Genomic DNA, 12,785 nt, shown 5'->3' on the forward strand with positions numbered 1-12,785 from the left:
TATAGTGATGTAAGGCAAAGCATATGTTTCCTTAGGGAGCGTGATGCTTATGAAATTAAGTCGCATCGATATGTTTTGGGGGTGCCTACTCATTGCTGTAGGAATCGGATTTTTTGGTGACTCCTTACATCTTTGGAATTTTGAATTTTTCTTTTGCGGGTGGTGGACATTGTTTATTATTGTCCCTTCATTATGCAACATCCTAGAAGAAGGGGTGAAGCGTTTGAATGTTATAGGGTTATCCGTAGGAGGACTCCTGTTATTATCTAGTTGGAATTTATTATCTGCGGAACTTGTTGTTCCGGTCTTATTAATTATCGTTGGCGCTACTTTAATTTTTATCCGTTCTAACGAAGGGGGAGGGGAGTAACCTCTCTTTTTTCATGGATTTTTTAAAATGAGAAAATATTTAAATGTAACCTTGCGTTTTTATAGCGAGGGGGGTACAATAGGTATATATTAATAAACACCGGTTGAAACTTTATAGAAGAGCTTCCCTTAGTGGAACACCGAAGGAGTCATACTCTCAGGTACTTAGTTGTAAGTGTGGACTGTAAAGTGGACGGAACTCTGGAGAGACCTATTGATTTAGGCGCCGAAGGGGCAAGGCAAACTGCTCAATCTCTCAGGCAAAAGGACAGGGATCGGATCGATTTTTGAGACGTTTTTTAAAGCGTGCTCAATTTTATCCTACGCCACTCCAGGGTCATCTTATTGATGACTCTTTTTTTGTGGTTAGGAGACGTGAGAGCTTTAAAAAAAACATCCCTCTTTAGGCAACCCGCCGGGTGTGAAAAAGGAGACGATAAGATGATTAATTTTTTAGACCAGTTAGATAGTTTTATTTGGGGACCACCATTACTCGTATTATTAGTTGGAACCGGAATACTGTTGACCATTCGACTGAAACTCATTCAGTTGATTAAATTACCACATGCTTTAACGTTAATTTTTAAATCTGAAAACTCTGGAGAGGGGGACATTTCCTCGTTTAGTGCTTTATGCACAGCATTAGCAGCTACTGTAGGAACAGGGAACATTATAGGAGTTGCGACAGCATTGGCTGCAGGTGGACCCGGTTCATTATTTTGGATGTGGTTAGCAGCATTTTTTGGGATGGCAACGAAGTATGCCGAAGGTGTTCTAGCTATTAAGTACCGCCAATTAGATGAAAATCAAGAGGTTGCGGGTGGACCTATGTATTATATTACGAATGGAATGGGTAAAAAATATAAACCATTAGCGGTGTTTTTTGCTTTTAGTGGAATTTTAGTAGCTTTACTTGGAATCGGAACGTTTACCCAGGTAAACGCGATTACATCTAGTATTGAAAGTACCCTCCATATTAAAGCAGAGATTGTGGGTCTTATTTTAGCGGGTATTGTTTTAATTGTTACATTCGGTGGGATTAAGTCCATTTCTAAGGTAGCAGAAAAAGTGGTCCCGGTTATGGCAACAAGCTATTTGATCATTTGTGTGTTTATTTTGATTATTAATTATCAGTCTATTATACCTGCGTTTGAAATGATTTTTAAAGGGGCTTTTAATATGACAGCTGCAACAGGTGGTTTTGCGGGGGCAACTGTGGCGATGGCAATTCGTAATGGTGTGGCGCGAGGTGTCTTTTCAAATGAGTCAGGACTTGGAAGTGCACCTATTGCAGCTGCTGCAGCAAAAACGGAGTGGGCGGCAGAACAGGGCCTTATCTCGATGACCGGGACGTTTATTGACAGTTTGATTATTTGTACATTAACAGGTTTAACATTGATGGTTACCGGTGTTTGGCAGATGGAGGGGGTAGTTGCAAGTTCTTTAACGGAGAGGGCATTTAATACTGTTTTACCAACTATTTGGGGAGTCCCATTAGGTTCTATTCTATTAATGATTTGTTTAAGTTTATTTGCTTTTACAACCATTTTAGGGTGGAACTATTACGGGGAACGTTGTTGTCAGTTTTTATTCGGTGTCAAAAGTATAACGCCTTATCGTATTATTTTTGTTGTGATGATTGGAAGTGGCGCCTTTTTACAGTTAGAGGCCGTTTGGTTAATTGCCGATATTGTTAATGGTCTCATGGCGCTTCCTAATTTAGTAGCGATTATTGCCTTAAGTGGGGTTGTTGTTTCAGAAACACAATTATACTTGAATCACATTAAACAGCCTAACAATAACTTGGAATCAATAGAATTATAAGTAGTGAGTGGATCACTACTTTTTTTGTGCTGATGAAATAAAAAAAGTAATTAGTTTGATATAAAATGACAGATTTGACCCATAATAGGAGAAAAGAAATAGGAAAGGATGTCATTAAATGGATTTAAAAAAATACGACTCATTGCGTTCGTGCTCAGTAGCCGAACTTTATGAACATTTAAGACAGGCCAAGGAGAATGTCACCATTTATGTTGAAAAAATTGACCCTCATGTTTACTCCACACTGGATATCAATCTATTGAAAAATACTCAAATCATTTTATCTAAAAAGGCGTTAATGCTTGCTCCAGAACAATTTACAAGTTTCTTCCATGATGTTTTATTTGAATCTTTACAGATAGAGATAGATGTAAAAAGGGAATTAAAGTTTAAATATCAAAAATTTATTTGTCTCATCATGATCATTGCGTTCTCTTTATTATTTCTTCAACCCATGCATTCTTTTTTCTTAAAAGTCACTTTATTTACAGGGGTTATTTTGCTGTGCTTTTGGATGTATATTTTATTAAATCATCGGGCACTTATTAAGGTTTCGAATATAAAGAAACATTGTGATTTCAAGGTGATGAAAGATGGTTTTTTAGATTTATTGCCAAGCTTGTATCTCATCGATAATAAAATGTTCATTGGAACGAATTTGTTTACTTCAAATGGCTATCAAGACTTTTATGAGGTTCAGTCGGATGAGGTAGAAAATCAGATTAGGCTTATTTATGAAGAGTATGTTAATTCTCATTCATCAATCCGGGACGAATTTTTAATCGCACAATACATTGATAATATGCATCCTAATGATTTTATTTCTTTTTTAAGACAAGATTAGGTTGAAAAATTGACTGTGGGGAGAAAACACGTAAAATACTTGTAAAAAACTATTATTTTAAGTAAAATATTAGTATTTGATAGAATGAGGAGGATTTCATCGTTTATGCAAAGCGCATTTTTTAAAGATTTCTTATATTTAACGGATATAAGGACGATTATTTTTATTGGGGTACTCGTTATCTTATTTGGTGTCATGAAACACATGGAGAAGAAAAAGGTAAAGTTTTCAACACGTATGCTGTCAGCTACTGGATTGGGGCTTATTTTAGGAATCTTAATTCAAATCGTTGGGGCATATCCAACGAATCCATTGGAAGTGCCGTTTATTGCGGAAATTAATAAATGGTATGGTTTAATTGCAAATGGATTTATGAATTTATTAAAAATGTTAGTTGTTCCACTAATTTTTGTTTCTATCATTCGAGTGATTTTAAATATGAAGCAGGGAGAAAATTTAGGGAAGTTAACGATGTATACGTTATTAACCCTTGTTTCGACAACGATTGTTGCTGCGATTATTGGATTGATTGTTGGAAATGTATTTAAACTGGGTGTTGGATATGAGTTAGTGACAGGTGATGCCGCTATTCGAGAAGTACAACCGCTTGTTGATACCTTACAAGGCTTGATTCCATCTAATCCAGTATCGGCAATGGCTGAGGGGAATATTGTAGCAGTTGTTATTTTTGCGACATTTTTAGGATTAGCGACTAAGCGTCAGATGAAAAAATATGAAACGATTGTTAAACCATTTATTGACTTAGTTGAAGCCTTTTATAAAATCATATTAAGCGTTGCCATGACTATTATTAAATGGATGCCGTATGCGGTTATTGCTCTATTGGCCAATACAATTGCGGGACGCGGAATCTCTGCAATTAATGATGCTATTGGGTTTATTTTGGCTACCTATGTTGGAGTCGCGCTCATGATGGTAGTTCATTTCATTTTAATTGCGTGTAAAGGGTTAAATCCAATTCGTTATGTACATAATGTAATTGATGCATTAGTTTTAGCCTTTACATCTCGATCGTCATTAGGAACTTTACCAGTGAGTATTGAAAAATTAACCGAGAATGTCGGATTAGATAATGGGACTGCAACGTTCGTTGGAAGCTTAGGGTCTAATGCAGGAATGAATGGGTGTGCCGGAATTTATCCAGCATTAGTAGCGGTGATGGTTGCTAATATGACGGGAACACCGATTGACATAACATTTATTATGATGTTAATTATTGTTATCGCGTTAGCTTCATTTGGAATTGCAGGATTACCAGGTTCGGCGACGATGGCAATATCTGTTGTCTTATCGGGAATGGGATTAGGGGAGTATTTTCCTTTGATTGCTGGTGTAATTGCGATTGATCCAATTCTTGATATGGGACGTACAATGTTAAATGTGAACGGAACATTAACAACAGCCGTTTTAGTTGGAAAAGCATTTAATCAGATTGATGAAGAGGTTTACTACGGTCGAAAAACCGTTCAAATGGACTAAAAAAAGAGCGTTTCTTACTGAAACGCTCTTTTTTTTATGCCTTGATTTCTGATATCCCCATATCAAGTAGTTGTAGTTTGATTGACCCTATTTTTGAATCTTTGGCAACTTCGTACTTTGTTTTGTCAATGCACTGAAGATCACCAATTTTATCTATTATTTTTCCTTCCTTTGTTACGTGAGGTAAAGTGACCTGTTTATAACAAACCACAATTTCATTTTCTTGAGAGTGAGCAATTTTTGTATACTCTGTGTAGCTATTGGCCGTTTCTTCATTCCAGCAATGAAAAAATTCAATCGAAAAATTTAAGGCTTTTAAGTGTTCCCTAAATAAGTCAATTCGTTCAATTAGATAAGCTTCTTTTAAGTCATCTAACTCAATCGACATGAGGTCATGAAGGAATGTTATATTTTCTTGGGTAGTAGCTAGACGAGTGAATTGTTCATTCTCAAGGATAAGTTGTTGTTGGTAGCAACCATACACCGTATGATTTAATTGAATTTTCCATTCTGGTTTCATTTTATTTCTCCTAATCTTTGTAGTATTCCCTTGTATTTTACTATATTTTGTATCATTGAGATAAGATGCATGGGTGAAGTTTTTTTAAAAAGGGGATGAAAAGATAGAAAGCTTAATTTAAGGTGGGGGGAGAGTAGGTGCATGAGGTGGGTTTTCCTTTAATTGATCCATAAAAATGAAAAAAATATTTAAGCTTTGAAGGTGTTGCGTTTCAGCTATGCGTTTTTTAAGACCGTTAATAAAACTTTCTGTATACATGATAGGACAGGGGCGTGATTTACTATAGCGGTAACCTAAGTTTTGCATCATTGCTCTTAAATAGCGTTCATGATAGAGAGCTGACGTAGAGGCGAAGGCGAAATTTGGGTCCTTTTCCATTTGTTCAGGATCATCGATGCTAACATTGTAGTGGGCTAGAAAGGGGAGAAAGTTAGGAAGAGGGGTTGTGGGGAAAAGGTCCCGATTACCGAGTAACCAAGTTTCAAGACATTTATTTTGGACAAAGATTACATAAGGGCAACTGAGAGGGCGGTGATAACTTTCAATTTTTTGTTGAACGATTTGATGACGAAGACTGACGCCATCATCGTCCCCATCTAGAAATATTAAAAGGTAGTCGATAGTTTGATAGAGATTGATAGTATCAATCGTTTGCCCTAGAATGTTTTTTTCGGGAGAGGAACGATCGGTTCCAAGGAGACGAGGATAACCCATTCCACTATAGAGAACGTATTGATTATTTTGAATTTCTGCAATAGATTTTGCACGTGTTAGGGTCGGCAGTAGTAGGGGTATCCAGTGATCAATGATTTTATGTCCTGATTTTCCGTCTTCGACAAGAATATAGAGTTTCATGTTAGACGCCTCCTTCAAACGAAAGGACATTAATGAGTTCAAAAAAACTGTCATATTCTGTTTGCCCGATTCCAAGCTCTTCAGCGGTATGCGCCTCAATCGTGTCTTGTTGGCGTGTGATAATACGCCAAAAGTGACTGTGGACATTATTAATGACGTAAGGGTGGTGACTACTTAAAATGAGCTGAAGGTCATCACGTCCCATCATCTCTTCGAGTAATGGACCCATACAGTTTAATCCAAGTCCGTTTTCAAATTCATCGACCAGTAGGAGGGTACCCGGTTCGCTTAACACAAATTCTGTTAAATAATATAATGTTTTAAGCATTCCATCAGACATCTTGTGGATTTCAAGGTAGCTACCTCCTTTTTCTTTAAAGAAGAGTTCGAGAGTATTTTTCGGGCGATGGAGTAACTTTATGTCTTCAACGGAGTCGAAAATACTTTGAAAAATAGAGAGAATTTCAGAAGTTTGCTGTTTCGTTGCAAGGAGATACGATTTGGTGATGGTGTTGGTTTGACGAAATTGCGGAATAGAGGTTAACCATTTTACAGGCATTAAAAGGGGAATTAATTCTTCAAATGTTGGGGATGAGGAGTCGGCAGAGTTCCATAAGTGTTGAATGATGGGGTAATTATCATTGATGTAGACGAGGTAACGGTACTCTTTTTGATTGAGGATAAAACACATTTCGTATTCTCCGTTTGCTAGACCTTTTATGGAGTGTCCTGCTAAGAGCTGAAACAGGCTATAAATGTAAAACAAAATTTGACTTTTTCCTGAACCAGATAGACCGACGAGTAGCGTCAGGGGAACGGGGGTCGTGACGTTGACGCACAAGCCATTGGGGCTACTAACACGTAATGATTTAATCTTCACTAAGACCGCCTCCATTTTAGGGGAATTTACTATATCATATGATGAAATTAAGGCCATGGTGAGTGAAGACTAGGTCATCGTCTTTCAATTAAAGGGAATAATGATGAATTTAGGTTGCTTCTTAAACTCAAATAGTGATATAATTTAGAAAAAAATAGGAGGTATTGTAAAAATGAGGAAGAATAAGAAAAAGATAGTCTTGCTTTGTGTACTTTGCGTGTTAGGTATTTTAATTCCATGCACTTTTTTTGCAAGAAAGTCTCTAAAAAATAATGAAGAGGGGATTGTGTATGTTGAATCTGTCTCATCTATTAATCAATTAGGGAGTGGATCGGGACTTTTTCAACGATACAGCGGGATTGTTGAACCACAAGAGACAACAGAGGTAAAACGAAATATGGACCGTGTCATTAAAGACGTTTACGTAAAGGTTGGCGATTTAGTTGAAGAGGGGACACCACTATTTTCTTATGAGACGGGGGAACTCGAGCTACAGTTAAGTCATGCTGAATTAGAGTTAGAACGGCTAAGTGCATCTATAACAGATTTAAATGAGCAGGTAGGTTTACTCAATAATGCCTCAGTAGGAGCAAACGAATTAAGCCTTGAACATAAAGCACAAATTTTAACGACACAGAATGAACTAAAGCAGGCGGAGTATGATAGGAAAAGTAAACAGGTTGAAGTCGAACAATTAAAATCATCTGTTGAAAATTCGGTGGTTAAAAGTACAGTTACAGGTGTTGTTAAATCAATTGGGGGCGATGCCACTGCTTCAGAGGGAAATGGCGAAAGCTACATGACCTTGTTATCGATGACCAACTATCGCATTAAGGGAACAGTTAGTGAGCAAAGTGTTTCACAATTACAGGTAGAACAGCCTGTCATCGTTCGATCACGGGTAAATAAGGAACAAACATGGAAAGGAAAAATAACCATGATTGATTTAAATAATATGCTCACCCCGAATGATTTAAATATGGGCGGAAATTCAGAGGTGGCAACCAATTATCCTTTTTATGTTGAATTAGAATCGACAGAAAATTTAATTTTAGGCCAACACGTCTACGTGGAATTAGATGAGGGGCAGGATCAGTCATCCGAGGGGATATGGCTTTATGACTACTATTTGATGAATGAAGATGATAAAAGCTACGTATACGTAGAAAATGATCATAAATTAGAAAAACGCGAAGTGCAATTAGGAGCTTATGATGAGCAACAACAACGATATGAAATTTTAGATGGATTAACAGGGGATGATTATATTGCCTTTCCCGACGAGCAAGTTAAAGAAGGGATTGCATGCGAGAAAATGCAAAATGGCTCATTAACCGAGGTTGAGGAATAGGGGGTAAAAAATGCTATTAGAGGCGAAAAATATACAAAAAAATTATTTTCAGGATAAATTAAAAGTAGAAGTGTTAAAAAATATAAATTTTTCAGTTGAAATGGGTGATTATGTCGCCGTTATGGGACCTTCGGGTTCAGGAAAATCGACACTGATGAATATTTTAGGATGTCTTGATTTGCCAACATCGGGTGACTACTTTTTGAATGGAAAAGATGTTCTATCTTTATCTGAGGACGAACTTTCGGACTTGCGATTAAATGAAATCGGATTTGTTTTTCAAAATTTTCAACTTTTATCTTCGCAAAGTGCGCTTGAAAATGTTGAGTTACCCTTGACGTATGCCAAAATTCCTAAAAGTGAACGCCGTCGGCGCGCGATACAGGCACTTGAAAGGGTTGGACTCGGTGATCGGCTTCATTTTAAGCCTACGCAATTATCAGGTGGGCAGAAGCAACGCGTTGCGATTGCACGAGCAATTGTAAATCATCCATCTCTTTTGTTAGCAGATGAACCAACAGGAGCGTTAGATAGTAAATCAGGGGTACAAATTATGGACTTATTTAGACAATTAAATGATGAAGGCGTTACTATTGTTATGATTACTCACGACGCAAAGGTAGCGCAGGCAGCGAATCGACAGATTGCAATTTTAGACGGTGAGCTCATTCATTCGGCTGTTAAAGGGAGATGGGAATGGTGAAAAAGAAGAAATTACTTATGTTCGGTGGTATGCTTTTTATCCTTTTAATAGGAGGGATAGGTTGCTATCTAACATTTATGCGTTCAAATGAAATTGAAACGATTCCCGTCGCCCACTTAAGTACCTCATGGTGGGGGGATTTAGAAGAATCTTCAGGGTATATTGCCTCGAATATGACCCAAGAGGTCATGCTTGAGAATTTTAAAACAGTTAAAGAGGTTTTAGTTGCTGAGGGAGATCGGGTACAAGTAGGTGACCCCTTAATTGTTTATGACCGAAGTTTGAAAGAATTAGAATTACAGGTTCAACAATCTAAAGTTAAAGGGTTAGATGTTCAAATTCAGTTGGCAAAAAAAGAGTTGCAAAACTTACAATCGATGAGTTCTTTTGCGATAGGAAGCAACCAGGCGAAGACAGTTACAGCGTCTCAGGAAGAGGGGATGGATGCGAAAGAAGGGTTAAATTATAACTCCGAATTTTTCCCATTAGAGGATGGAACGTATCAAGTAGAAGCTCATCAAAAAGACCGGTTACATGTTTCATTTTTATATCGTTTAAAGGGATTAGATGAGGTAGGAAAAACCACCGTTTTTGCCCCAATGAAATTAAATTTAATCGTTCTTTCAGATGATGGAAACAAAGAATCGGTTTTAATTGATGGGGAAGGGTTGAAAATTCCAGAGGGGTTTGTTTCAATGAGCGTGGGAGAGTACTTATCCCTGATAAAGGATGAAACCCTAGAGCCAGATGGTGAGAAGGTTCCAGGTCAAGAGGAACCGCCAATTTCGGTAGAGCCTCCTGCTGCTCAACCCGATGACGAAGAACCTGTTCAAGATGGGACAGAAGGTGAAGATACTTATTCAAAAGAGGAGCTTCAACAATTGATTCAAGAGAAACGGTCAGCTGTTAGAGGGTTGGAGCTGGATTATAAAGAAGCGCTCTTAAAGGAGCAACAAATCAAAAAAGAAATCGAACAATTGACCGTTCGAAGTAGCGTCAACGGTGTTGTAAAAAAGGTAGAGGATTATCAGTCTAAAATAGACGATGGGACCCCGCTTCTTGTGGTCACAAGTGATGAGGGCTTTTACTTAAAGGGAACGCTCAATGAATATCAATTGGCTAAGGTAGATGTCGGTCAAGTAGTAGATATCCAGTCTTATGAAACGGGGATGAGCTATGAAGCACGAATTACAGAGATTTATCCCTACCCTGTTGAAGATAATCAAGATTGGGGTCCGAAAGTGTCACGTTATCCATTTGTTGCAACCATTGAAGGAAATCAACAATTAAGCCCAAATATGAATGTGTCAGTCACACTAAAATCGCCGCAAGAGGAAGGACAAACTCTTTACATCGACATGGCCTATGTCGGCGAGGATCACGGCCAAAAATTTGTTTATAAGGTGGATCAGAATAAACGTTTAGTCAAAGAACGTGTTCAGACAGGAAAGGTTATTTACGGTTCGTATATCGAAATTCTTTCGGGAGTAAACGAGGAAGATCATTTAGCCTTCCCGTATACTAAAAATATTAAGGACGGGTTAAAAGCTAAGGTGATGCTAGAAGGAGAGGAATAACTATGATCGAAAATATTGGGCTATCACTAAAAGGTATTTGGTCACATAAAATGCGCTCCTTCTTAACCATGTTAGGTATTATTATTGGGATTGCGTCGATTATTGCCATTGTTTCTACGATTAAAGGGACAAATGAGCAAATTAAACAGAATTTGATTGGGTCAGGGAATAATGTCGTACAGGTTAAGTTGAGTCAAGATGGATATGAAGTCGAGGGAGACCAGATTCCGTATGGGACGAAAGAAGTATCTCCCGCTACGTTGGAAGAGATCAAGGCGATAGAGCATGTAGAAGGTGCCTCTTTGTATCGGAGTAGAAGTTATGCAGATGGAATCTATTATAAGAGCACCTTATTAGAAGGGCCGAGCGTGAAAGGAATAGATGAGGATTATTTTAACGTTATGGGCTATGTGATCCGTCAGGGACGCCTCTTTATTGATTCGGATTACCAGGAATTTAGAAAAAATATGATTATCGATCAGGATGTTGCTTCAAGTCTTTTTCAAAGTGAAAGTCCAATTGGACAGACGTTGGAGATAAGAGGGGAACCGTTTATTATTATTGGGGTTGTTGAATTGGCTAATCAATCCAAACCTGTTATTCACTCGATTGATGATTACTATACCTACCATCAAAACCAAGGTGGTAACATTTTTCTTCCAGATGTTGTTTGGCCGGTTGTGTATGCATACGATGAACCCCAACATGTCGCGGTTAAGGCGAGTCATACCGATTATATGGGAACAGTAGGACGTGATTGTGCGAATATTTTAAATGCTGAGCTTTGGGATAGTACATTAAGTTATCAGGCCATTGACATTCTTGAACAGGCGAAGCAATTACAAGAATTAAGTGCTGCAACGAATCAGCAATTGTTGTGGATTGCGAGTATTTCACTCCTCGTCGGAGGCATTGGGGTTATGAATATTATGCTCGTTTCTGTGACTGAGCGTACAAATGAGATTGGTTTGAAGAAAGCTATTGGGGCAAGAAAACGAGTAATTTTAGCCCAATTTTTGACGGAAGCGGCCGTATTAACGAGCTTAGGTGGGATCTTGGGAATTTTAGCGGGAATTATACTCGCCAAAGTCATTTCCGTTGTTTCACAAACACCGGTAGCGATTAGTCTTCCGGCTACTGTCGGATCAGTTGTATTTTCGATTGCAATCGGGCTAATTTTTGGATTGCTTCCATCAATGAAGGCAGCAAACCTTAATCCAATTGATGCATTACGTCATGAATAAAGAAAAAAAGTGTGGTGATCGCCACACTTTTTTCTATAAGACAGATTGTAATATTAAGTGCGACAAATAAAAAAAGCTCATAAATAGAATTCTTTGTTATAGAATGAAGTTACCACACCAAATTCTTAACAAGGAGATCTATTTATGAGTTATAAACATCTTAACACATTTGAGCGTACACGTATAGAAGTTCTTTCAAAAATGGGTTATTCAACGAGACAAATTGCGGGGCAATTAAATCGTCATCATTCAACCATTGCTCGTGAACTAAAACGAAATACTCAAAAGACGTATCAAGCAGAGCTAGCAGATGAATTAGCCGAGCAACGTCGCTTAGTTTGTCATCGTCCAGAGACCAAATCTGAAGAAGTTATTCAAACCATCCAACATTATTTAAAGTTAACCTGGTCGCCTGAACAAATTTCTAATACGGTTTTAAAGGGTGTTATTTCATTCAAAACTATTTATCGTTGGATTTATGACGGAACGATTTTGTTAGGGGATTTAAGCTGTTTAAGGCAAAAGGGAAAACGCCGAAAACCACGAGAAACACGCGGACGATTTAACATTGGGACATCAATTCATCAACGTCCGAAAGAGGTAAAAAAACGTCAGGCATTTGGTCATTGGGAACTTGATACAGTTGTTTCAAGCCGTGGTAAAAGTAAAGGATGTTTAGCTACATTTATTGAACGTCAAACACGATTTTATGTCGCCGTTAAAATCGAAAATCGCTCAGCATCTGAAATGTACCGAGCGATTAGTGAGTTATATGAACATTTTCCTAAAGACACCTTTAAAACTTATACCGTTGATCGAGGAAAAGAGTTTGCTTGTTATTCCAAAGTAGAAGCAGATTTAAAGGTTCCTGTTTACTTCGCTGACGCCTATTCCTCTTGGCAAAGAGGAAGTAATGAAAATGCCAATGGTCTTCTTCGAGAATTCTTTCCGAAGAAGACGGACTTAGCACGAGTTAGTGAGAAAGAGATTGATGAAGCCCTCCTCCTCATTAATCATCGACCACGAAAATGCTTAGGTTGGAAAACTTCATTCGAGCTATTTCATGAGAAACTGTCGCATTTGTATTGACAATTCGTCATAAATAAAAGAACCATCAG

General features: G+C 37.9%; 12 protein-coding genes and 1 riboswitch. Of the genes, 9 read left to right on the plus strand and 3 right to left on the minus strand.

Annotated features, from left to right (window positions below):
- Positions 1–49: 49 nt before the first annotated feature.
- From VXM77_RS04940 to VXM77_RS04955, 4 genes are all read left to right on the plus strand, one after another.
- Positions 50–370 carry a DUF5668 domain-containing protein gene (locus tag VXM77_RS04940; protein WP_161832690.1) on the plus strand — a complete coding sequence of 107 codons (321 nt, stop codon included), beginning with the start codon at positions 50–52 and terminating at the stop codon, positions 368–370.
- Between the two features lie 190 nt (positions 371–560).
- A riboswitch (glycine riboswitch) is annotated at positions 561–651 on the plus strand.
- A 159-nt stretch (positions 652–810) separates the two neighbouring features.
- On the plus strand, positions 811–2,193 hold the full coding sequence (locus VXM77_RS04945; RefSeq protein WP_161832689.1) for a sodium:alanine symporter family protein: 1,383 nt from the start codon (positions 811–813) through the stop codon (positions 2,191–2,193).
- 118 nt (positions 2,194–2,311) lie between these two features.
- Positions 2,312–3,037, plus strand: coding sequence for a hypothetical protein (locus VXM77_RS04950; protein WP_161832688.1), 726 nt, complete (start codon positions 2,312–2,314; stop codon positions 3,035–3,037).
- Positions 3,038–3,142: 105 nt separating this feature from the next.
- On the plus strand, positions 3,143–4,537 hold the full coding sequence (locus VXM77_RS04955; protein WP_161832687.1) for a cation:dicarboxylase symporter family transporter: 1,395 nt from the start codon (positions 3,143–3,145) through the stop codon (positions 4,535–4,537).
- A gap of 34 nt (positions 4,538–4,571) precedes the next feature.
- On the opposite strand, the gene VXM77_RS04960 is transcribed toward VXM77_RS04955, so the two are convergent.
- From VXM77_RS04960 to VXM77_RS04970, 3 genes are all read right to left on the minus strand, one after another.
- The gene (locus tag VXM77_RS04960; RefSeq protein ID WP_161832686.1) at positions 4,572–5,057 is read right to left on the minus strand and encodes a hypothetical protein; all 486 of its coding nucleotides are present in this window, start codon (positions 5,055–5,057) and stop codon (positions 4,572–4,574) included.
- A 117-nt stretch (positions 5,058–5,174) separates the two neighbouring features.
- Positions 5,175–5,912, minus strand: coding sequence for a hypothetical protein (locus VXM77_RS04965; RefSeq protein WP_161832685.1), 738 nt, complete (start codon positions 5,910–5,912; stop codon positions 5,175–5,177).
- A gap of 1 nt (position 5,913) precedes the next feature.
- Positions 5,914–6,792, minus strand: coding sequence for an AAA family ATPase (locus VXM77_RS04970; protein ID WP_338507281.1), 879 nt, complete (start codon positions 6,790–6,792; stop codon positions 5,914–5,916).
- Positions 6,793–6,964: 172 nt separating this feature from the next.
- Here VXM77_RS04970 and VXM77_RS04975 point away from each other — a divergent pair, with 172 nt between their 5' ends.
- The 5 genes from VXM77_RS04975 (at position 6,965) to VXM77_RS04995 (ending at position 12,756) form a co-directional block, all read left to right on the plus strand.
- On the plus strand, positions 6,965–8,143 hold the full coding sequence (locus tag VXM77_RS04975; protein WP_338507282.1) for a biotin/lipoyl-binding protein: 1,179 nt from the start codon (positions 6,965–6,967) through the stop codon (positions 8,141–8,143).
- A 10-nt stretch (positions 8,144–8,153) separates the two neighbouring features.
- Positions 8,154–8,846 (plus strand): ABC transporter ATP-binding protein, encoded by a 693-nt coding sequence (locus VXM77_RS04980; RefSeq protein WP_161832682.1) that lies wholly within the window; start codon positions 8,154–8,156, stop codon positions 8,844–8,846.
- Positions 8,843–10,423 carry an HlyD family efflux transporter periplasmic adaptor subunit gene (locus tag VXM77_RS04985; protein ID WP_161832681.1) on the plus strand — a complete coding sequence of 527 codons (1,581 nt, stop codon included), beginning with the start codon at positions 8,843–8,845 and terminating at the stop codon, positions 10,421–10,423. The genes VXM77_RS04980 and VXM77_RS04985 overlap by 4 nt, the downstream gene beginning before the upstream one ends.
- Before the next feature lie 2 nt (positions 10,424–10,425).
- Entirely contained in the window at positions 10,426–11,667 is a 1,242-nt protein-coding gene (locus VXM77_RS04990) for an ABC transporter permease (RefSeq protein ID WP_161832680.1), read from the plus strand.
- 144 nt (positions 11,668–11,811) lie between these two features.
- Positions 11,812–12,756, plus strand: a complete 945-nt coding sequence (locus tag VXM77_RS04995; RefSeq protein WP_289461060.1) for an IS30 family transposase — start codon at positions 11,812–11,814, stop codon at positions 12,754–12,756.
- Positions 12,757–12,785: the final 29 nt, after the last annotated feature.

It is taken from the genome of Turicibacter sp. KK003, from assembly GCF_037014675.1.
GTDB classification, from domain to species: domain Bacteria; phylum Bacillota_I; class Bacilli_A; order MOL361; family Turicibacteraceae; genus Turicibacter; species Turicibacter faecis.

Bases quoted from the DNA above. Each gene is read 5' to 3' on its own strand.
- VXM77_RS04990 (WP_161832680.1), top strand. From the start codon at position 10,426: ATGATCGAAAATATTGGGCTATCACTAAAAGGTATTTGGTCACATAAA.
- VXM77_RS04975 (WP_338507282.1), top strand. From the start codon at position 6,965: ATGAGGAAGAATAAGAAAAAGATAGTCTTGCTTTGTGTACTTTGCGTG.
- VXM77_RS04965 (WP_161832685.1), bottom strand. From the start codon at position 5,912: ATGAAACTCTATATTCTTGTCGAAGACGGAAAATCAGGACATAAAATC.
- VXM77_RS04950 (WP_161832688.1), top strand. From the start codon at position 2,312: ATGGATTTAAAAAAATACGACTCATTGCGTTCGTGCTCAGTAGCCGAA.
- VXM77_RS04980 (WP_161832682.1), top strand. From the start codon at position 8,154: ATGCTATTAGAGGCGAAAAATATACAAAAAAATTATTTTCAGGATAAA.
- VXM77_RS04955 (WP_161832687.1), top strand. From the start codon at position 3,143: ATGCAAAGCGCATTTTTTAAAGATTTCTTATATTTAACGGATATAAGG.
- VXM77_RS04960 (WP_161832686.1), bottom strand. From the start codon at position 5,057: ATGAAACCAGAATGGAAAATTCAATTAAATCATACGGTGTATGGTTGC.
- VXM77_RS04995 (WP_289461060.1), top strand. From the start codon at position 11,812: ATGAGTTATAAACATCTTAACACATTTGAGCGTACACGTATAGAAGTT.
- VXM77_RS04940 (WP_161832690.1), top strand. From the start codon at position 50: ATGAAATTAAGTCGCATCGATATGTTTTGGGGGTGCCTACTCATTGCT.
- VXM77_RS04945 (WP_161832689.1), top strand. From the start codon at position 811: ATGATTAATTTTTTAGACCAGTTAGATAGTTTTATTTGGGGACCACCA.